The sequence below is a fragment of the Bradyrhizobium sp. Tv2a-2 genome (assembly GCF_000472425.1).
Classification (GTDB): Bacteria; Pseudomonadota; Alphaproteobacteria; order Rhizobiales; family Xanthobacteraceae; genus Bradyrhizobium.
The window spans coordinates 274,217-293,637 of record NZ_AXAI01000003.1 but is presented as its reverse complement, the minus strand read 5'-3'; the positions used below and the strand labels follow the sequence as shown (position 1 = coordinate 293,637).

The window sequence follows — 19,421 nt, the reverse complement described above, 5'->3', positions numbered from 1 at the left end:
CTCATCGCCGGAGTCTGGCTCGTCATCCGTTACTCAACGAGCTGCGTCTGCGACGCGATCCAGCGCGCCATCCAGCGGGCAACCCATGGAATCGGAATGATGAAGGCGCTTGCGATCGCCGTGACGATGCCGCGCCACAGATATTCCAGGCCCGTACCCTTGAAGACGACCTGTCGCCGCGTGCCTTCGATTCTGCGGCAGTACCAGCGCATCATCGCGGCAGCGACCCAGGCCCAGCCGACGATGGTGATGACGGAAAGGCCGAGCAGGATGTTCCAACCGAGATAGGCCCAGAACGAGCCTGCGAATTTGAGCCCCAGAGGCTGGCCATTCGAGGCAAGATTGGCGACGAACCAGCGGATGAAGAGCCAGTCGAGGGCGATCCAGACCAGCGACATCGCATTGCTCAGCCCCTGCGCGTCCACCCAGTAGATCAGGGCGTAGAGCACCGCTATGCCCAGGACCCACGGCAAGAGCGTCATCGGTTGCCCGGTGAAGGAGAGATTGGGCCGTCCCGGAACGTGCACACAGGAAAGCAGCCAGTTGAAATACCAGACGATCGCCCACGGCGCTGGAATGACGAGGCCGACGCCGATGGCGAACACGATGGTCCGCCAGACATAGTCCAGGATGCCGAAATCGATCGATAGCGTGCCACCGCCATAGCCGCCGGCGCCCATGACGGCACCGCCGGCACGTGCAATTACTGGGGGAGTCGAAGAGGCGGAAAACAGCCCGGGGACTTCGCCGGCCTTTTGCCAGCCAGCCATGCCCTCGCTCCAGACCAACGTATCCGCTGTCACCGCGCCGCGGGCGATCAGGTCGCGAAATTGCGCCTCGCCATAGGGGCCCTGCTGCTGCCCGCTCGCCGCAAAAAACCACGATCTTTCGGCCATTTCGTCCCTCATGAAAACACTGGACTCACGGGACTAATACGCCCGCTGGAACCATTGTGCGGGAGCCAGTGCGGTGCTGTACAGGGGGCAACTTGGGAATAGGCCGCAACAGCCTCTTACCCTTGCAACTTTTTTGTGCCATTTGCCCAGAAAGATGCCAGATTGCGGAGTGGGCCGCTGATCGACCCATTCGCCGAACCGGGGAACCGCCATGAAGCTCGTTGTCGCCATCATCAAACCGTTCAAGCTTGACGAGGTGCGCCAGGCGCTGACGGCGATCGGCGTGCATGGCATGACGGTGACCGAGGTCAAGGGCTATGGCCGCCAAAAGGGCCACACCGAAATCTATCGTGGCGCCGAGTATGTAGTGAATTTCCTGCCCAAGCTACGCATCGAGATCGCCGTCGCCTCGGACATTGCGGACAAGGCGGTCGAGGTTATCACCGCCCATGCCCGCACCGGCCAGATCGGCGACGGCAAGATCTTTGTCACGCCGATCGATCACGCGCTGCGCATTCGCACCGGTGAGACCGACAGCGACGCGCTCTGAACCCTCTCTTTCTCATCTTCTCATCGCGCGGACGGCAACGGCGCCGGCGGCTCGCGCAAGACAATGCCGGGGATACGACAATGGGGGCATTCCTGCTTCGCCCAGCGCGCGGCGCTGTTGCGACGATCAGCCTGAGCGCGATCTGTTCATTTGCGACGCCGGCGTTCGCCGCGCCGTCCGGAATCAACACAGCCGACACGGCCTGGATGATCGTCGCAACTGCGCTGGTGCTGATGATGACGATCCCGGGGCTTGCGCTGTTCTACTCGGGCATGGTGCGCAAGAAGAATGTGCTGGCGACCATGGCGCAGAGCCTCGCCGCGGTGATGATCGTCTCGATCCTCTGGGTCGCATTCGGCTATTCGCTGGTGTTCGCCGGTGACGGCCCATGGGTCGGCACGCTCGATCGACTGTTCCTCACAGGCATGGGCATGGACAGCGTTCACCCGAGTGCAAAGACCATTCCTGAAGCGCTTTTCATGCTCTACCAGATGACCTTCGCGATCATCACGGTGGCGCTGGTCGCCGGCTCGGTCGCCGACCGGATGCGGTTTTCCGCCTATCTGTTCTTCTCGGTTCTCTGGTTCGTCCTGGTCTATGTGCCGCTTGCGCATTGGATCTGGGGCGGCGGATTTCTTGCGTCGATGGGCGTTGTCGATTTCGCCGGCGGCCTGGTGGTACATCTCTCCGCCGGTGTCAGCGGGCTTGTCGCGGCGAAGGTGATGGGAAACCGCCAGGGCTATGGCCATGACAACCTGTCGCCGTTCGATCTGTCGCTCGCGGTGATGGGCACCGGGCTGCTCTGGGTCGGCTGGTTTGGTTTCAACGGCGGCTCGGCGCTGGCTGCCGACTCGCGGGCGGTAATGGCGATCATCGCCACCCATCTTGCCGCCTGTGCCGGTGCGCTGGTCTGGGGCGGCATCGAATGGTCGGCGCGCAGGAAGCCTTCCGTGCTCGGCATGATCTCCGGTGCAGTGGCCGGTCTCGGCACCATCACGCCGGCATCCGGTTTCGTCACGCCATGGCAGGGCCTTGTCATCGGCATGATCGCGGGCGCGGTGTGCTACTGGGCCTGTACCTGGCTGAAGCATCGCTTCAAATATGACGACTCGCTCGATGTGTTCGGCGTGCATGGCGTCGGCGGCATGACCGGCACATTGCTCGCCGGCGTGTTCGCGACCGCCTCCATCGGCGGCGTGTCAGGGCTGATCGAAGGCCATCCGCAGCAATTGTTGATCCAGTTCTATGGCGTGCTCGTCACGCTGGTGTGGTGCGTGGGCGTGACCTACGCGATCCTGAAGCTGGTCAGCATTTTCATACCGCTGCGGGTAACGCGGGAGCACGAGCTCGAGGGCCTGGACATCTCGCAGCATGGCGAGGCGCTGCAGTAGGAGCATGATCCGGCCCAAACGACCGCGCTGGACCATGGCGTCGGCGCTTGCCGGGAAAGTTCAAGCTCAATCAAGCAGCTAAGGCCGGACGAGGCCCGTTCGAACCGGCGCTCAAAACGGCGCGGAAAGCGCGTTGACTCGGCCGGACGCCCCATATTCCGGCAGCCGGCATGCCGCTGCTGCCGCAGTGAGCAGGATTTTGTCGAGAGTCAGGGCCTGCCCGCGTTTTAATCACGCGTGACTATGATTTAGGCGCGACCAAATAGCGCATTTTTGCACTGCGCTCGAAAAGCACGAAAAGGCTCGCGTTCATAATCCGTTAGACAAACCGCGCGTTCTGGCACGGCATTTGATTCTGTGGGTCCCGGCTGTGCCCGCGTCGTGAATTTGTTTCTCCGCGTGGTGAACCTCAGTCGATAACGCCCGGTCACGTCCGGACCGGGCCCAAGCGGGGATAGGGACCGATGAAAATTGTTATGGCGATCATCAAGCCATTCAAGCTCGAGGAAGTCCGTGACGCCCTGACCGCCATTGGCGTTCATGGTCTCACGGTAACTGAAGTCAAGGGATATGGCCGGCAGAAGGGCCACACTGAAATCTATCGCGGCGCCGAATATGCCGTGAGTTTCCTGCCCAAGATCAAAATCGAGGTCGCTGTCGCCTCCGACCAGGTCGACCAAACCATCGATGCCATCACCTCGGCCGCCAAGACCGGCCAGATCGGCGACGGCAAGATCTTCGTCATCAACCTCGACCACGCGGTTCGCATCCGCACCGGCGAGGCGGATGCGGCGGCCCTCTGATACGCGCTCACCCTTATTACCACTCAGGAGTAATCGAAAATGACGTTTAAGCGTCCCACCCGCGCGGGTTGGGCAGCCCTCGCGATCGCAACGCTCTGCGTTGCGGGTTTCGTCGACGTAGCGTTCGCCGACGACGCGGCGCCTGCCGCGGCCGCAGCCGCACCCGTGGCCAACAAGGGCGATGTGGCCTGGATGCTCACATCCAGCGCGCTCGTTCTGATGATGTCGATTCCCGGCCTCGCCCTGTTCTATGGCGGCCTGGTCCGCACCAAGAACATGGCGTCCGTGCTGACCCAGGTCTTCGCGATCGTCTCCATGATCGGCGTGACCTGGACGATCTACGGCTACTCGATGGCCTTCAGCGACGGCGGCAGCATGACGCCGTGGGTCGGCGGCTTCAGCAAGGCCTTCATGCACGGCATCGACGCCAGCTCGACGGCGGCGACCTTCTCCAATGGCGTGGTGATTCCGGAACTCGCTTATTTCGTGTTCCAGATGACCTTCGCGATGATCACGCCGGCCCTGATCGTCGGCGCTTTCGCCGAGCGCATCAAGTTCTCGGCCGTCATGCTGTTCATCCTGCTCTGGTCGACCGTGATCTACTACCCGATCGCGCACTGGGTCTGGTACGTCGCTGCGCCGGATGACGTCGCTGCCGCTGCCAAGGCGCTCGCCGCCGCAACCGATGCAGCTGCAAAGACCGCGGCACAGGCCAAGCTCGACGAAGTCACCGGCAATGTCGGCTGGCTCGCCGGCGCTGGCGCCCTCGACTTTGCGGGCGGCACGGTCGTGCACATCAACGCCGGCATCGCCGGCCTGGTCGGCGCTCTGATCATCGGCAAGCGCACCGGCTACGGCAAGGACCTGATGGCTCCGCACTCGCTGACCATGACCATGATCGGCGCCTCGCTGCTGTGGGTTGGCTGGTTCGGCTTCAACGCCGGATCGAACCTCGAAGCCAACGGCACCACTGCGCTGGCCTTCGTCAACACCATGGTCGCCACCGCTGGTGCCGCGCTCTCGTGGCTGCTCTGCGAATGGATGGTCAAGGGCAAGCCCTCGCTGCTCGGCATCTGCTCCGGTGCCGTGGCCGGCCTCGTCGCGGTCACCCCGGCGTCCGGTTTCGCCGGCCCGGTCGGCGCGCTGGTGCTGGGTCTTGTCGTGTCGCCGATCTGCCTGTTCTTCGTCTCGACGGTGAAGAACGCTCTCGGCTACGACGACGCGCTTGACGTGTTCGGCGTGCACTGCATCGGCGGCATCGTCGGCGCGCTCGGAACCGGCATCCTGGTCAACCCCGCGCTCGGTGGCGTCGGCATCACCGACTACACCAACATCACGGGCAATAACGCCGGCACCTATGATCTGGTCACCCAGATGATCGCACAAGGCAAGGCGGTGCTGGCAACCCTGATCTGGTCCGGCGTCGGTTCGGCCATCCTCTACAAGATCGTCGATCTCATCGTCGGCCTGCGTCCCTCGGTCGATGAGGAGCGCGAGGGTCTCGACATCACCGATCACGGCGAGCGCGCCTACAACATGTGATTCCTCCCGGGGCGCGGACTTTTTCAAAAGCCCGCGCCCACAACTTCGGTTTGGGCACATACCCGGCAATGCCCCGACCGTTGAGGGGCTCCAGCGCAGGTTGGAGCCCCTTCTTTTTTGAGAAAAACAGATTACAAATGCCGCGCGCAGACGTCGAAATAGAAAAAATGCACCCGGGAGGAAAAAGCCATGAAGGTCGAAGGCGGATGCTATTGCGGGGCGGTGCGTTATGCCTCCGAGGGCGATGCGATGATGAAGGCGCAATGCCATTGCCGCGAATGCCAGTACATCACCGGCGGCTCGCCCAACACGTTCGTGGCCATGCCGGCCGACGGCTTCCGCTACACCAAGGGAAGTCCGAAGCAATTCACGCGCAAGGACCTGGAGCGCGCGGTTACGCGTGAATTTTGCGCGGAATGCGGCACGCACATGGTGACCAAGGTGCCGGGCATGCCGATGACGGTCCTGAAGGTCGGCACCTTCGACGATCCGAGCCTCGGCCAGCCGCAGATGGCGATCTACACCGTCGACAAGCAGGTGTTCCACCATATCCCGCAGGGCATGCCGGCCTTCGAGCGGCTGCCGCAACGGTAGCGGAAGCCGCGCGAGCGCGATCGCTGCCCAAGTGTGGGCTGGCGAGGCCCCACGGGAGGTGATTTCCCGGCTGCCAGCGGCGTGAAAATCGCCGCTGGCGTCGATGGTTAATCGCGTCTTAACCTCGCCTTATCTATGGTGATTTGATCCGCCTCCCGGCCGGTCCTACCGATCGGCGGCCTTTGAGTATTGGCGCCTACAGTATGGCTATCACCGCTCCATCCCGCGCGCCGCTGGGCGCAGGACCTGTGCAAAACCCCCAGGACACGGAACGCTCGCCTTTTGCCCGCACGGCCGAGCTCTTGGCACCCTACCAACCCGGTAAGCCCTTGATAACGCTATCATTAGGTGAGCCGCAGCATCCGCTGCCGGATTTTGTTGGGCCGGTGCTGGCCCAGCATATCGCCGAATTCGGCCGCTATCCGCTCGCCAAAGGTATCGAGCCGTTCCGCAAGGCCGCCGCCGACTGGCTCTCCAGACGCTTCAACCTGCCCCGCACCATCGACCCCGAAAGCGAGGTGCTGGTGCTCAATGGCAGTCGCGAGGGGCTGTTCTTCGCGGCCATCACCGCCATGCGCTATGTCGGCGAACGCCGGGGGCGTCCCGCGATCCTGATGCCGAATCCGTTCTATCCAGTCTATGGCGCCGGCAGCCGCGCCGCCGGCTGCGAGCTGGTGTACCTGCCGACCACGCTTGCCAACGGCTTTCTGCCCGACCTCGACGCAATCGATGAAGCGACGCTGGCGCGCACCGTGGCGTTCTACATCGCCTCCCCCGCAAATCCGCAAGGCGCGGTCGCCTCGCCCGACTATTTCAGGAAGCTGAAGCAGCTCGCGGACCGCTTCGGCTTCGTCATCCTGAGCGACGAGTGTTATTCGGAGATCTACACCCGCGAGGCACCGGGCAGCGCACTGGAATATGCGGGCGCTGATTTCGCCCGTGTCGTTGCCTTCCAGTCGCTGTCGAAGCGCTCGAATCTGCCGGGTATGCGCGTCGGCTTTGCCGCCGGCGACAAACGATTCCTCACACTGTTCCACGAGCTGCGCAATGTCGCGGCCCCGCAAGTTCCGGTGCCGTTGCAGCATGTCGCAGTCGCGGCTTACGGCGATGAAGCACATGTCGAGGAGAATCGCAGGCTCTATCGAATCAAGTTCGATCTGGCCGACCAGATTCTGGGGAGCCGCTACGGCTACCGGCGGCCCGCGGGCGGGTTCTGCGTCTGGCTCGACGTATCCAGGCTTGGCGGCGACGAGGCCGTGACGGTGCAGCTTTATCGCGACGCCGGCGTGCGCGTGATCCCCGGCAGCTATCTCGCGCGGTTGCAGCCCGACGGCTTCAATCCAGGCGCCGGTTACATCCGGTTGGCACTGGTTTCCGACAGCGAATCGACGGGCGATGCGCTGAATCGCCTTGTCGAGACACTCGGCTAATCGCGGGGGCAAGCGGATGCCGGCGATCGAACGTGTCATTCCCCTGGTCGGGCACCTGCCGACCTCGATACGCGACGCGCTCACACGCCGCGTACGAGAACTCGCGGGGCTGGGCCTGATCATGCTCGCCGGCCTGATGGCGGCGGCGCTGATGACCTGGTCGGTGCACGATCCCTCGCTCAGCCATGCAACGTCGCGCGGCATCCACAACATCATGGGCTATCCCGGCGCGATCGGCGCCGATCTCCTGATGCAGATCCTCGGGCTTGGCGCGATCATGCTGATCCTTCCCGTTGCGATCCGCGGCTGGCGCATGATGAACCATCGCCCGTTCGACCGCGAAGCGCTGCGTTATGGCTGCTGGGTGCTTTGCACCGTGACTGCTGCCGGCTTTGCGAGCTGCTGGCCGCATAATGGCGCGTGGCCCTTGCCGACCGGGCTCGGCGGCGTCGTTGGCGACGCGCTGGTCCGCGCACCGGCTGTCGTATTCGGACCGCCCGGCTTCACCTACCGCCTGGTGCTCGGCATCATCTTCCTCAGTGCGACGATCGTGACGCTTGCATTCGCCGGCGGTTTGGGCGCGCAGGAGGCGGATGAGGAAGAGGCGGCGATCGAGGACGACGGCGCACCGTTCGAGGAGGACGAGGAGAACCATCGCGGCTCAGTCTCGCTGGGCTGGATTTTCCACGCGCTGATGAGCGCGAAGGCGCGTCTCACCTGGCTCGCGATCCGGCTCTATCGGCTCCTTGTGTCGAGCGAGACGCCGACGCAGCTGAAGTTCCAACGCCAGGAGCCCAATCTCGGCGGCCGCGCCGCGCCTTCCATCGCACCCGACGCCGAAGCCGATTTCGACGAGGACGAGGGAGAAGAGGTCGAGGACGACGACGAGGAAGAGGAGGCCCCGCGGCCGCGCAAGAAGGCCGCGTCCCGCGCGCCCGCACGCAAGGCCGACAAGTTCGAGCTGCCTGCGGTCTCCATGCTCGCCGCGCCCAAGGCCGCCGACCGTCAGCCGCTCAGCAAGAGCGAACTGGAGGCCAACTCGCGCGCGCTGGAAGGCGTGCTGCAGGATTTCGGCGTGCGTGGCGAGATCGTCAAGGCCAATCCGGGCCCCGTTGTCACGCTGTACGAGCTCGAGCCCGCGCCCGGCATCAAGTCGTCGCGCGTCATTGGGCTGGCCGACGACATCGCGCGCTCGATGAGCGCGCTGTCGGCGCGCGTCGCGGTCGTGCCCGGCCGCAATGCCATCGGCATCGAGCTGCCGAACGCACATCGCGAGAAGGTCTATTTGCGCGAGCTCCTGGTCGCCAAGGAATTCAACGAGTCGGTCGCCAAGCTGCCGCTGTGCCTTGGCAAGAACATCGGCGGCGAGAGCATCATCGTCGACCTCGCGCGCATGCCGCATCTGTTGATCGCCGGCACCACCGGCTCCGGCAAATCGGTCGCCATCAACACCATGATCCTGAGCCTGCTGTATCGGCTACGCCCCGATCAATGCCGCCTGATCATGGTCGACCCGAAGATGCTCGAATTGTCGGTCTATGACGGCATCCCGCATCTTCTCACCCCCGTCGTCACCGATCCGAAGAAAGCCGTCGTCGCGCTGAAATGGGCCGTGCGCGAGATGGAAGAGCGCTACAAGCGCATGGCCAAGCTCGGCGTGCGCAACATCGACGGCTACAATGCGCGGCTTGCGGAAGCCAAGGCGAAGGGCGAGGATCTCACGCGCACCGTGCACACCGGCTTCGACAAGGAGACCGGCAAGGCTATCTATGAGGAGGAGAAGCTCGATCTCGATCCCCTGCCCTACATCGTCATCATCGTCGACGAAATGGCCGACCTGATGATGGTCGCGGGCAAGGACATCGAGGGCGCGGTACAGCGCCTTGCGCAGATGGCGCGCGCCGCCGGCCTGCATGTGGTGCTCGCCACTCAGCGTCCGTCGGTCGACGTCATCACCGGCACCATCAAGGCGAACTTCCCGACCCGCATCTCCTTCCAGGTCACCTCCAAGATCGACAGCCGCACCATCCTCGGCGAAATGGGCGCCGAGCAGCTGCTCGGCCAGGGCGACATGCTCTACATGGCGGGCGGCGGACGCATCAGCCGCGTGCACGGCCCGTTCTGCTCCGACGAGGAAGTCGAGAAGGTCGTGCGCTATCTGAAGACGCAGGGCGCGCCCGAATATCTTGAAGCGGTCACCGCAGAAGAGCCGAGCGAGGACGACGCTGCCGTGTTCGACGCCACCGGCATGGGCACCGGCGGCGAAGGCGATCTGTTCGCGCAGGCGGTTGCAATCGTCAAACGCGACCGCAAGGCCTCGACCTCCTACATTCAGCGCCGACTGCAAATCGGCTATAATCGCGCCGCTTCGCTGATGGAGCGCATGGAACTTGAAGGCATCGTGGGCCAGGCCAATCACGCAGGAAAGCGCGAGATTCTGGTCCCCGAGGAAGAAGGCGGTTTTTGAGGCGTTGAGCGGATGGATTTCCGCGAGCGGCCCCAGAAAAGGGGCGGCTGACTTCACGGAAAAGCCATATCTCCCAGTATCGAACCAAGATAGAATGGCTCGAACCCAGGCAGGACGACTCGTTGCATAAAAGCCCAGAATCTCAATCGGCGAAAACGTTGTCGCGCGGCCTCTCCGTGGTGGCGCGACTTCTGATGGCCGTGTCCATGGCCGCGCTTGCCACGCCGCTGTCGGCGCAGTCCGTGCCGGTCCCGCCGCAAAGCGTCCCGGTGCCGAAGCCTGCACCCAAAAGTCGCACGCAGCTGTCCGCTTCGGAGACGCAACGTGGCCCATCGGTCACCGGCACGACGCAGACACAGCCGCCCGATCCCGTGATCCCAGATCCGCGCCGTAACGTGCCGTCGAGCATTTTCACGACCTTCGATGCCAACCAGAAGGCGCAGGCTGCGAAAGTGAGTGCCTATCTCTCTTCGCTACAGACCCTGGTCGGAAACTTCGTGCAGGTCGGACCCGACGGCAGCAAGACCACCGGCGATTTCTACATCCAGAAGCCGGGCAAGGTGCGTTTCGAATACAATCCGCCGACCCCGATCGAAATCATCGCCGATGGCTCCTCGCTCGCCGTGCGCGATCGCAATCTCGCGACCCAGGACATCTATCCGCTGTCGCAGACGCCGCTACGTTTTCTCTTGTCGGACCGCATCGACCTGATGAAGGACACCAATGTCGTGAGCGTCACCGCCGACGACGTCTTCATCAGCGTCACCATCGAGGAAAAGCAGGCGCTGGTCGGCACCAGCCGATTGATGCTGATGGTCGGCGCCAAGGACGGCCAGCTCAAGCAATGGACGGTTACAGACCCCCAAGGCTACGACACCACGATCGCTGTCTATAATCTCGATACCAGCAAGAAGGTCGATCCAGGCCTGTTCAAGATCGATTTCACCAAGTACCCGACCTCGCCGGGGTAGGCGCGCAGCGGCCGCCGCGGATCACCTCTTCCCAACGGGGAGAAGTGCGGCAGCCATCGTTGGCGGCGGAAAACGTGTGGATGATCGCGCCCCGCCCCACGATCCAGGCAATCGACACCAATTCGATCCATGCTAAGACGCAACTCCCATGCGTCTTTCCCTGACAACCTGGAATATCAACTCGGTGCGACTGCGCATCGACCTGGTGGCAAAATTCATCAAGGCGGTGCGGCCGGATGTGCTGTGCCTGCAGGAGACCAAGTGCATTGACGACGCATTTCCGCTGAAGCGCTTCAAGCGGCTCGGCTATGAGCATGTCGCGCTGAACGGGCAGAAGGGCTATCATGGCGTCGCCATCATCTCGAAACTGCCGTTCGACACCACAGATGTCAGAACCTTCTGCGACAAGATCGACTCCCGCCACATCTCGGTGGCCTTCGGCGAGAAGGCGCAGCTTGCGAGCCCCATGGTGCTCCACAATTTCTACGTTCCCGCTGGCGGAGACATTCCCGACCCGCTCGAGAACCCGAAGTTCGATCACAAGCTCAAATTCCTCGACGAGATGAAGACCTGCGAACCCTTGCATCCGCGCGGCGAGGATCGTCACATCCTGGTCGGCGATCTCAATGTCGCGCCGTATGAGAACGACGTGTGGTCGCACAAGCAGCTCCTGAAAGTCGTCTCGCACACGCCGATCGAATGCGAGAAGCTGCTCGAGGCCCAAGCGCACGGCGAGTGGTTCGACGTTGCGCGCGAGCGGATTCCGCAGTCGGAGAAGGTCTATACCTGGTGGAGCTACCGCGCCGCCGACTGGACCGCCGGCGACCGCGGCCGCAGGCTCGATCACATCTGGGTCTCGCGCGCGCTCAAGGACAGGATCAGCGACTTCCAGATCCTGCGCGCCGCCCGCGGCTGGGAGCGGCCGTCGGACCATGTACCGGTAACCGTGACGCTGGAGGTGTAGCCGTCGCCCTGGCGAAGGCCGGGGGCCATAATCACAGGCGCGCGTTGTTGCGTCGAGCGGCTGACACAATCATCTTCTTGATGGATTCCGCGGTATCGGTTCCGGCCATCGCCGGGACGACAACCGCGAGCCGGAAGCAGCCATGTGCAAAGAAAATCAAGCCACCGCCATCAGGGCCATTGCCGTCGGAGTTCTGCTCGCAACACTGGGCACGCTCATCGCGATATCCCCCGCCATGGCGCAATCGAGCGCGCTGTCGGCCACGCAAGCGGACGCCCTCGGCGCCTATAATCGCGCGTTGAGCCATTTCAAATCGATCCTTGCCGAGCGGCGCGGCCAGATCGATGCGCATCGCGGGCTGCCGAACCTGCCGGGCCAGGCGCTTTACCTCGCACGCGTCGACGTGATGAGCACCTACAAGGACCTCACCGACGCGCTGCCCTCGCGGATCGGAAGGCCAAACAAATTTGCGATTCCTCCGGCCTATTACGATGCCGACAACGAACCGCTGAGCGACGAGTACCGGAGCCTGTTCGACATCATGGAGGCGCCGCCGGCCAATGCACAGAAATCGGCGACGCCGTTCAAGGACGTGGTCGAACTGGGCGCCGCGATCGCGCGCGCCAAGGGCCTCGATGCGGCCAATGCTGACCTCGCCGGCCGCATCAGCCTCGGCCTGTTCTTCGCGGAGACCAACGGCAACCAGAATGTCGGCAATGCACGCTCGAACACCTACAAGGGTAGTTTCCAGACTGGACCATCGGAAGACCGTAACGGCCGCAGAAAATGGGACGCCATCAAGGAGCGGATCGCGGCTTTCGATCCCCAACTGATCGCACGCGACGAGACGGAGGAGCGACACGCCGACGGCCTCGATCACCGCTTCAACCACTGGACCGCGGTGAGGGACGGCCTGATGAATGCACATGCCGAACTCTTCACCCAGATACCAGCGATCGCGAAGACGCTGCCGAACCCGATTGATCAGATGAAGGTCTTCGAACTCATCCAGATCATCCCGACGCCGACGCGATCCGCGCTTCAATCAGGTAATTTGCTTGGCTATCGGGTATCCGAACCTCGCATCATGGGCTACTTGCGCAACAACTCGATCTTCGCCTACGGCCATGCCGACCGGGCCAGAACATCCGCCACCTTTCGCGAAATTCTCGATGCGATGTGGCTCTTCAACAGCAAGTTCGAGAAGGCGCTGGCGACATACAAAGAGGTCGCATCGCGATAGGACGCGCAAATCGTCCATCGCGGCCTTTTATCGCGGCCTGTCATATCCTACGGTGATGGCATCACCCGTCAGGTCCTAAACCATGAGCCGTTTCTGGAGTCCCGTCGTCCGCAGCCTGTCGCCATATGTGCCCGGCGAGCAGCCAAAGCAGGATGGCATCATCAAGCTCAATACCAACGAGAATCCCTACCCGCCCTCGCCGCACGTGCTGACTGCGATCAACGCTGCGACCGACCGCCTGCGTCTCTACCCCGATCCGCGCGCGTCCGCCCTGCGCGAGACGATCGCGGCCCATCACAATGTTGCCGCTGAAGAGGTGTTCGTCGGTAACGGCTCCGACGAGGTGCTGGCCCACACCTTCCAGGCCTTGCTGAAACATGATGCGCCGCTGCTGTTTCCCGACATCACCTACAGCTTCTATCCGGTCTATTGCCGCCTCTATGGTGTCAGTCACGAAGAAGTGCCGCTTGATGCCGCGATGAGAGTGCAGATTACCGACTACCGGCGGCCGTGCAGCACCATCCTCTTGTCCAATCCGAACGCGCCCACCGGCATCAGTCTTCCGCGCAAGACGATCGAGGCGCTGGTGACCGAACATCCGGACCAACTGGTGGTGATCGACGAAGCCTATGTCGACTTCGGCGCCGAGAGCGCCGTTCCGCTGATTGCACGCTACGGCAACCTGCTTGTCATTCAGACCCTCTCCAAGTCGCGGGCGTTGGCTGGACTGCGCGTTGGCTTTGCGATCGGTCAACGTCCCCTGATCGAGGCGCTGGAGCGGGTCAAGGACAGTTTCAACTCCTACCCGCTCGATTGCCTCGCCATTGCTGGAGCGGTCGCCTCCATCAAGGACGATGCATGGTTTCATGATACGCGCCAACGCGTCATCGCGACCCGCGAAGCACTGGTCCGCGCGCTCTCCGAACTCGGGTTCGAGGTGCTGCCGTCGCTCGCGAACTTCGTCTTCGCACGCCATCCGAACTGTCGCGGCGCCGAGCTGGCAGCCGGGCTTCGCCAGCGCGGCGTTCTGGTGCGGCATTTCCAGAAGCCGCGGATCGACGACTTCCTCCGCATCACCGTCGGAACCGACGACCAATGCGGCCGCTTGATCGCGCTATTGCGCGATCTGGTTTGAGCCTTCGATTGTGAATACACCTCTCGGCCTGCGCCGGGACGACGGATGCATAGCCCCAAAAGCCAATGGCCGGGACGAGCCCACCATGGCAAGGCGACAGCGGCAATGCGAGGTTTACGTGCTCAGCTTGGCGCCGGCCATCATGATATCGCTGGCGATCTGGCTGGAGCGCAGAGCGAACTCATCGCGCAGCCGGCGGGCGGCTTCGGGGTCGCTTTCAAGCACACGCTGAAACAGGCTGCGGGCGATGCGGACGACGGTCGCGTATTCGAGCGCGGTCGCAGTCGAGGGCCGGTGCATCGCGACCACCAGAGCGAGCTCGCCGAGCAAGACGCCGGGGCCCGCGGTGACTTCGGCGCCGGAGTCGTCCTGGATGCGAAAGGAGCCACGCTGCACGATAAAGCCGCAATCGGCATTGTCGCCCTGCTTGAACAGCGTATCGCCGCGAGCAACGTCGCGCTGCTCGGAGCCGATCGCCAGCATGCGCAGCGCAGCGCTGCCTAATAGCCGCAGCGTCGGGACCCGCTCCAGGAGGGCGACATCATCTTCGATCGACATTCAGGACCGGTGATCGGGACACGTCTATGCGAATCGGTGGCCCGAATCGTATCACGGCACCAGCTTGTAGCCACCGGCTTCCGTTACCAGGATCTCGGGATTGGCCGCGTCTTTCTCGATCTTCTGGCGCAGCCTGTAGATATGGGTTTCCAGGGTATGGGTGGTGACGCCGGAATTATAACCCCACACCTCCTGCAACAGCGTCTCGCGCGACACCGGAAGCTGGCCGGCGCGGTAGAGGAAGCGCAGGATCGCGGTCTCCTTCTCCGTCAGCCGCACCTTTCGGGCATTCGCCCCGGTCAGCATCTTGGAGCCGGGCCGGAAGCTGTAGGGGCCGACCGAGAACACGGCGTCTTCGCTCGCCTCATGCTGGCGCAGCTGCGCCCGGATCCGGGCGAGCAGCACGGCAAAGCGGAAGGGCTTTGCCACATAATCATTGGCGCCGGATTCGAGGCCCAGAATGGTGTCTGAGTCAGTGTCATGCCCGGTCAGCATGATGATCGGAGCCTTGAAGCCGCCTTTGCGCAGGGAGCGCACCACCTCGCGGCCGTCGGTGTCGGGGAGCCCGACATCCATCAGCACCAGATCGGGAGCATTGGCTTTGGCGGCGCTGGCGCCCTTGGCGCCCGTATCGACAGCGGAAGCCTCGAATTCGTCGTGTAGCGACAATTGCTCCACCAACGTATCGCGCAGATCGGTATCGTCATCCACGATGAGGATCTTGCGGGCATTGGCCATAGTCAAATCCTTTAAAGGGGCTGCGGCGGGAGCAACGAAGCTGGCGGCCGGCCCAGTTTTTCGGTGCGGCCGCCTTCAGTTGATATGTCTTGAGGTAGGCGGCCATTACCGATTCACAAGTCGGACCTGTACTTTACTCCATAAAAGCCAGCCGTTCAGGTGAATGTCCGGTAATCAGGCTGCAGCCGTAACAATCCTGCAGGATCGACAAGATTGATGAAAAAGCCCGTAATATCAAATGATTACAAGGCTACTAGGGGCTGCAGACCGATGTCATCGGTGACAATTCGCCCCGCCGCAGGTAACCCGCGGCGGGGGTGGCTGACCGGCGGCGGCCTAACAATTCCGGTGGCGCTGGGACGGGGCGGCATCATCGCCAACAAGCGTGAAGGCGACGGCGGCACGCCGCGCGGCACCTTCCATCCCAGGCAATTATGGTGGCGCGCGGACCGGCACAATCGCCCGCGAACGTTGCTCCCCGCACGATCGATCAAGCCGGAGGACGCCTGGTGCGAAGACCCCAGCGACAGCCACTATAACCAGCCGTTGCGACTAAAGCCCGATCGCAGCGGCGACCGGCTGATGCGGCGCGATCATCTCTACGATTTCATTGTCGAGATCGACCACAACACCAGGCCGCGCATTGCCGGGCGGGGCAGCGCCGTGTTCCTGCATCTGGCGCGAGAGAATTATGGGCCGACCGCGGGGTGCGTATCAATGACCAAGGCGGCGATGCTGCGGCTGTTGCGGCGGTTGTCGCCAAAAACAAGAATCATGATCGGGTGAGGATTTGAAATGCTAGAGCAAGACCAGATACAGGCTGCCTCGCGGCTGCTGCATGGCCATTGGCGCGCCGGAACCAAGATCGGCGCACTCCAAGACTCGATGCGTCCGCACAGTCGCGCAGAGGCTTACGCAATTCAGGCGGAACTCGAGCGCACGTCGCGCGAAAAGCTATTCGGCTGGAAGATCGCAGCGACCAGCGACGCCGGGCAGCGCCATATCAATGTTGCTGGTCCCTTGGCCGGCCGCATCCTCGCCGAGACCGTGCTGCCCGATGGCGGCACGGCACACATGGCGGGCAATGAGATGCGCGTCGCCGAGCCGGAATTCGCCTTCCGCATGGGCAAAGACTTGCCCCCGCGCGCAACGCCTTTCTCCGTCGCCGAGGTCCTTGACGCAGTGGCGACGCTGCATCCGGCGATCGAAATTCCTGACTCCCGCTTCGCCGATTTCGTCAGCGCCGGCGAAGCACAGCTGATTGCGGACAACGCCTGCGCGCATCTGTTCGTGCTGGGCGCGGCGACCACGGCTGACTGGCGCGCGCGCGATCTGGTCGAGGAGCGACCACGCATCGCGATGCGGGGCCAACACTATGTCGGCCACGGCAAGAACGTGCTCGGCGATCCCCGTGTGGCGCTCGCCTGGATCGCCAACGAATTGCGCGGGCTCGGCGTCACGTTGCGCGCCGGCGAAGTGGTGACGACGGGCACCTGCCATCCGCCACTGCCGATCGCCGCGGGCGACCGAATGGACGCCGATTTCGGCCTGCTCGGAAAAGTGTCGGTGGGGTTTGAGTAGTTGGCTCACGTCCTCCCCGGCCTTCGCCGGGCCTGCGGCGGGACGACAGTCACCGATGCCCGAAAATCGCTGACCCTACGCGCACATGGGTGGCACCGAATTTGATCGCGGTGGCGAAATCCGCGCTCATGCCCATCGAGAGCCTGGCGAGGCCATTGCGCGCGGCGATCTTGGCGGTCAGCGCGAAATGCGGGCCTGGCGCCTCGTCGACCGGCGGAATGCACATCAGCCCCGAGATGCTAAGCCCATAGGCCTCGCGACAGCTCCTGATGAACGCATCGGCATCGGAAGGCGCCACGCCCGCCTTCTGCGCCTCCTCGCCGGTGTTGATCTGCACGAACAGCTCGGGATGTTTTTTCTGCGCTTCGATTTCCTTGGCTAACGCCTGGCAAATGCTCGGACGATCGACCGAATGAATGGCATGAAACAGCGCAACCGCCTCTTTCGCCTTGTTCGATTGCAACGGCCCGATCAGATGCAGGACGATATCGGAGTAAGCAGTCATTAACGCTGGCCACTTCGCCCTGGCTTCCTGGACGCGGTTTTCGCCAAAAACGCGCTGTCCACTTTCGATCACCGGCGTAATCGCGTCTGCGGCGAAAGTCTTCGACACCGCAATCAGCGTGACCGATGAACGCTCGCGGCCGGCCTCGGCGCAGGCGCGCGCGATCTCCTGTTCGACGCTGAGCAGCGCGTTTGGTGAATGCGAAGTTACAGCGGATGTGTTTTCAGGCGTCATGGCGATACGGAGGCGTAGTTTTACGGGGGTCGCTCGAATTTTACCGAGTTCGAGAAAGGCTTCTTGAACCATTCCCGCTAGCCTCGCTCGCGGGGTTAGGGTGAAGATGTCCAGGGTCAGTTTCAACCGTAAACGAGTGAAACTCAAGCAGCTGCTTGGGATCCGCGCGCGGCTTGCGCTGCTGGCGTTGATCCTGGTCGCGCCCTTGATGCTGGAACGCGCCCGCTCGCTGGAAGACGCCAGGACGAAGCAGATCGAAGCCGCCGCGGCGGAATTCTCAAGCCTTGCCAGGCACAGCGCTGATACCGAGCGCGAGGTGATCTCGTCGGTCGAAACAGTGCTGAAATCCGCAGCCTATATTCGGGCGACCTCCGGCGGCATCGCCAAGAGTTGCGACTTGCTGCGGGCCAGTCTGCCGTCGAACCTGCCCTGGATCCGCAATATCCTGATGGTGGGCGGCGACGGGCGGGTGCAATGCTCGACCAGCAATACGTCTGTCGGTGTCGACCTGAGCGATCGCGCCTATTTGCGGGACGCTCGGGCAACCAGGAATTTCATCTTCAGCGACTTCCTGTTCGCGCGACAGAGCCATGTGCCCGTCGTGATGGCCGCCTATCCGGTCGCGGCGATCAACAGTGAGAGCGACGCCGTGGTGCTCGCTGCCGTCAACATCGACTGGATGTCGAAGGTGATCAGCAATCTCGGCGGCCGGCCCGGCGTCTCGGCGGTGCTGGTCGACGGCAACGGCGTCGTGGTTGCCGCGCCGTCCGATCAGACCCATCTGGTCGGCAAATCCTTGGACGACCTGCCGCTGTTGTCGGCCATCGCGGAACCTGCGCTGACCTCGAACCAGGAGGAAGGCTCGCTCTCCTTCGTCGCGGCTGACGGCTCGAAGCGCGCCATCAGCTTCGCCCGCATCGCCGGCACGAGCGCGCGCCTGATCGTCAGCAATGACGAGGGGCAGGCGACCTCGGCGATCGACCGCAACATCCGCACCGCCTATCTGCAGCTCGGCTTCGTCAGCCTGTTCGTGTTGCTGGGAGCATTGATCGCGGCGGAAAAGCTGATCATCCAGCCGATCGAGATCCTCGTCGGCACCGCAAGACGCTTTGGCCAGGGCGACTGGTCGGCGCGCGCCACCCGCGATCGCCTGCCGTCGGAATTCGTTCCGCTGGCGCGCGCCTTCAACGCGATGGCGGCAAAATTGAGCCAGCGCGAGCGCGAGCTGCTCGCCACCAACGACCGCCTCACCGTGATGGCCTCCATCGACATGCTGTCCGGGCTTGCGAACCGGCGCGGTTTCCAGAGCCGGCTGGAATATGAATGGATGAAGGCGCAGCAATATGGCTCGGACCTGTCGCTCCTGATGATCGACGTCGATCATTTCAAACTCTACAACGACACTTATGGCCATCCCGAAGGCGACGCCTGCCTGACCCGGCTCGGCGAGACTCTGTCGGCAATCGCTGCGGAAAATCTCGGCTTCGCTGGCCGCTATGGCGGCGAGGAATTCTGCCTGCTGCTGCCGAACACGGACGCCGACAGCGCCCGCGAGGTCGGCGAGACGGTCCGCGCGGCGGTGCAGGACCTCAACCTCCCGCACCGGACCTCGCTGCACCAATGCGTCACCGTCAGCGTCGGCGTGGCCTCGACCAGGCCGAACGACAGCCAGCGTCCCGGCGATCTGATCGAGGCGGCGGATGCCGCGCTCTACGCCGCCAAGCACCGCGGCCGTAACACCGTGCTCGAACACGGCTTTATGCTGGCGGCTGAACGCGCAAACGGTATTGCGATGGCGGGCTAGATCCGGCCCCCCGGG

General features: G+C 63.3%; 18 protein-coding genes. 14 read left to right on the top strand and 4 right to left on the bottom strand.

Translation table 11 applies throughout. From position 1 onward, the window contains the following. Positions 1-29 precede the first annotated feature (29 nt). Positions 30-896 carry a DUF4339 domain-containing protein gene (locus tag A3AI_RS42375; RefSeq protein ID WP_036047608.1) on the bottom strand — a complete coding sequence of 289 codons (867 nt, stop codon included), beginning with the start codon at positions 894-896 and terminating at the stop codon, positions 30-32. A gap of 211 nt (positions 897-1,107) precedes the next feature. Here A3AI_RS42375 and A3AI_RS0107565 point away from each other — a divergent pair, with 211 nt between their 5' ends. From A3AI_RS0107565 to hisC, 11 genes are all read left to right on the top strand, one after another. After that, entirely contained in the window at positions 1,108-1,446 is a 339-nt protein-coding gene (locus A3AI_RS0107565) for a P-II family nitrogen regulator (RefSeq protein WP_024515006.1), read from the top strand. Positions 1,447-1,526: 80 nt separating this feature from the next. Further along, complete coding sequence (locus tag A3AI_RS0107560) at positions 1,527-2,837, top strand: ammonium transporter (RefSeq protein ID WP_024515005.1); 1,311 nt, start codon at positions 1,527-1,529, stop codon at positions 2,835-2,837. Positions 2,838-3,301: 464 nt separating this feature from the next. Beyond that, positions 3,302-3,640 carry a P-II family nitrogen regulator gene (locus A3AI_RS0107555; protein ID WP_024515004.1) on the top strand — a complete coding sequence of 113 codons (339 nt, stop codon included), beginning with the start codon at positions 3,302-3,304 and terminating at the stop codon, positions 3,638-3,640. A gap of 39 nt (positions 3,641-3,679) precedes the next feature. After that, positions 3,680-5,182 (top strand): ammonium transporter, encoded by a 1,503-nt coding sequence (locus A3AI_RS0107550; protein ID WP_024515003.1) that lies wholly within the window; start codon positions 3,680-3,682, stop codon positions 5,180-5,182. A 189-nt stretch (positions 5,183-5,371) separates the two neighbouring features. Beyond that, positions 5,372-5,776 (top strand): GFA family protein, encoded by a 405-nt coding sequence (locus A3AI_RS0107545; protein WP_024515002.1) that lies wholly within the window; start codon positions 5,372-5,374, stop codon positions 5,774-5,776. Positions 5,777-5,979: 203 nt separating this feature from the next. Then, the gene (locus A3AI_RS0107540; protein ID WP_024515001.1) at positions 5,980-7,206 is read left to right on the top strand and encodes an aminotransferase class I/II-fold pyridoxal phosphate-dependent enzyme; all 1,227 of its coding nucleotides are present in this window, start codon (positions 5,980-5,982) and stop codon (positions 7,204-7,206) included. A 16-nt stretch (positions 7,207-7,222) separates the two neighbouring features. Beyond that, complete coding sequence (locus A3AI_RS0107535; protein WP_024515000.1) at positions 7,223-9,673, top strand: DNA translocase FtsK; 2,451 nt, start codon at positions 7,223-7,225, stop codon at positions 9,671-9,673. 206 nt (positions 9,674-9,879) lie between these two features. Continuing rightward, a complete protein-coding gene (locus A3AI_RS0107530; RefSeq protein ID WP_156927687.1) occupies positions 9,880-10,644 on the top strand; it encodes an outer membrane lipoprotein carrier protein LolA in 765 nt (254 codons plus the stop codon). 148 nt (positions 10,645-10,792) lie between these two features. Continuing rightward, entirely contained in the window at positions 10,793-11,608 is an 816-nt protein-coding gene (locus A3AI_RS0107525) for an exodeoxyribonuclease III (protein ID WP_024514998.1), read from the top strand. Between the two features lie 142 nt (positions 11,609-11,750). After that, the gene (locus A3AI_RS0107520; RefSeq protein ID WP_024514997.1) at positions 11,751-12,851 is read left to right on the top strand and encodes a hypothetical protein; all 1,101 of its coding nucleotides are present in this window, start codon (positions 11,751-11,753) and stop codon (positions 12,849-12,851) included. A gap of 82 nt (positions 12,852-12,933) precedes the next feature. Then, a complete protein-coding gene (gene hisC, locus A3AI_RS0107515; RefSeq protein ID WP_024514996.1) occupies positions 12,934-13,986 on the top strand; it encodes a histidinol-phosphate transaminase in 1,053 nt (350 codons plus the stop codon). Between the two features lie 114 nt (positions 13,987-14,100). On the opposite strand, the gene A3AI_RS0107510 is transcribed toward hisC, so the two are convergent. Further along, positions 14,101-14,544 carry a cyclic nucleotide-binding domain-containing protein gene (locus A3AI_RS0107510; protein ID WP_024514995.1) on the bottom strand — a complete coding sequence of 148 codons (444 nt, stop codon included), beginning with the start codon at positions 14,542-14,544 and terminating at the stop codon, positions 14,101-14,103. Between the two features lie 51 nt (positions 14,545-14,595). Beyond that, positions 14,596-15,282 carry a response regulator transcription factor gene (locus tag A3AI_RS0107505; RefSeq protein ID WP_024514994.1) on the bottom strand — a complete coding sequence of 229 codons (687 nt, stop codon included), beginning with the start codon at positions 15,280-15,282 and terminating at the stop codon, positions 14,596-14,598. A gap of 270 nt (positions 15,283-15,552) precedes the next feature. Between A3AI_RS0107505 and A3AI_RS0107500 the strand changes: the two genes are divergently transcribed. Both A3AI_RS0107500 and A3AI_RS0107495 read left to right on the top strand, forming a co-directional pair. Further along, a complete protein-coding gene (locus A3AI_RS0107500; RefSeq protein WP_502685734.1) occupies positions 15,553-16,068 on the top strand; it encodes a L,D-transpeptidase family protein in 516 nt (171 codons plus the stop codon). Between the two features lie 9 nt (positions 16,069-16,077). Further along, entirely contained in the window at positions 16,078-16,863 is a 786-nt protein-coding gene (locus tag A3AI_RS0107495) for a 2-keto-4-pentenoate hydratase (RefSeq protein ID WP_024514992.1), read from the top strand. 49 nt (positions 16,864-16,912) lie between these two features. On the opposite strand, the gene A3AI_RS0107490 is transcribed toward A3AI_RS0107495, so the two are convergent. Beyond that, complete coding sequence (locus tag A3AI_RS0107490) at positions 16,913-17,602, bottom strand: YggS family pyridoxal phosphate-dependent enzyme (RefSeq protein ID WP_024514991.1); 690 nt, start codon at positions 17,600-17,602, stop codon at positions 16,913-16,915. A 106-nt stretch (positions 17,603-17,708) separates the two neighbouring features. On the opposite strand from A3AI_RS0107490, the gene A3AI_RS0107485 reads away from it, so the two are divergent. After that, entirely contained in the window at positions 17,709-19,406 is a 1,698-nt protein-coding gene (locus tag A3AI_RS0107485; RefSeq protein WP_024514990.1) for a diguanylate cyclase domain-containing protein, read from the top strand. Positions 19,407-19,421 lie beyond the last annotated feature (15 nt).

Excerpts from the sequence above, each read along its gene's own strand:
- A3AI_RS0107520 (WP_024514997.1), top strand. The coding sequence starts at position 11,751 with ATGTGCAAAGAAAATCAAGCCACCGCCATCAGGGCCATTGCCGTCGGA.
- A3AI_RS0107525 (WP_024514998.1), top strand. The coding sequence starts at position 10,793 with ATGCGTCTTTCCCTGACAACCTGGAATATCAACTCGGTGCGACTGCGC.
- A3AI_RS42375 (WP_036047608.1), bottom strand. The coding sequence starts at position 896 with ATGGCCGAAAGATCGTGGTTTTTTGCGGCGAGCGGGCAGCAGCAGGGC.
- A3AI_RS0107490 (WP_024514991.1), bottom strand. The coding sequence starts at position 17,602 with ATGACGCCTGAAAACACATCCGCTGTAACTTCGCATTCACCAAACGCG.
- A3AI_RS0107535 (WP_024515000.1), top strand. The coding sequence starts at position 7,223 with ATGCCGGCGATCGAACGTGTCATTCCCCTGGTCGGGCACCTGCCGACC.
- A3AI_RS0107510 (WP_024514995.1), bottom strand. The coding sequence starts at position 14,544 with ATGTCGATCGAAGATGATGTCGCCCTCCTGGAGCGGGTCCCGACGCTG.
- A3AI_RS0107530 (WP_156927687.1), top strand. The coding sequence starts at position 9,880 with ATGGCCGCGCTTGCCACGCCGCTGTCGGCGCAGTCCGTGCCGGTCCCG.
- A3AI_RS0107560 (WP_024515005.1), top strand. The coding sequence starts at position 1,527 with ATGGGGGCATTCCTGCTTCGCCCAGCGCGCGGCGCTGTTGCGACGATC.
- A3AI_RS0107495 (WP_024514992.1), top strand. The coding sequence starts at position 16,078 with ATGCTAGAGCAAGACCAGATACAGGCTGCCTCGCGGCTGCTGCATGGC.
- A3AI_RS0107545 (WP_024515002.1), top strand. The coding sequence starts at position 5,372 with ATGAAGGTCGAAGGCGGATGCTATTGCGGGGCGGTGCGTTATGCCTCC.
- A3AI_RS0107485 (WP_024514990.1), top strand. The coding sequence starts at position 17,709 with ATGTCCAGGGTCAGTTTCAACCGTAAACGAGTGAAACTCAAGCAGCTG.
- A3AI_RS0107500 (WP_502685734.1), top strand. The coding sequence starts at position 15,553 with ATGTCATCGGTGACAATTCGCCCCGCCGCAGGTAACCCGCGGCGGGGG.
- A3AI_RS0107505 (WP_024514994.1), bottom strand. The coding sequence starts at position 15,282 with ATGGCCAATGCCCGCAAGATCCTCATCGTGGATGACGATACCGATCTG.
- A3AI_RS0107540 (WP_024515001.1), top strand. The coding sequence starts at position 5,980 with ATGGCTATCACCGCTCCATCCCGCGCGCCGCTGGGCGCAGGACCTGTG.
- A3AI_RS0107550 (WP_024515003.1), top strand. The coding sequence starts at position 3,680 with ATGACGTTTAAGCGTCCCACCCGCGCGGGTTGGGCAGCCCTCGCGATC.
- A3AI_RS0107565 (WP_024515006.1), top strand. The coding sequence starts at position 1,108 with ATGAAGCTCGTTGTCGCCATCATCAAACCGTTCAAGCTTGACGAGGTG.
- A3AI_RS0107555 (WP_024515004.1), top strand. The coding sequence starts at position 3,302 with ATGAAAATTGTTATGGCGATCATCAAGCCATTCAAGCTCGAGGAAGTC.
- hisC (WP_024514996.1), top strand. The coding sequence starts at position 12,934 with ATGAGCCGTTTCTGGAGTCCCGTCGTCCGCAGCCTGTCGCCATATGTG.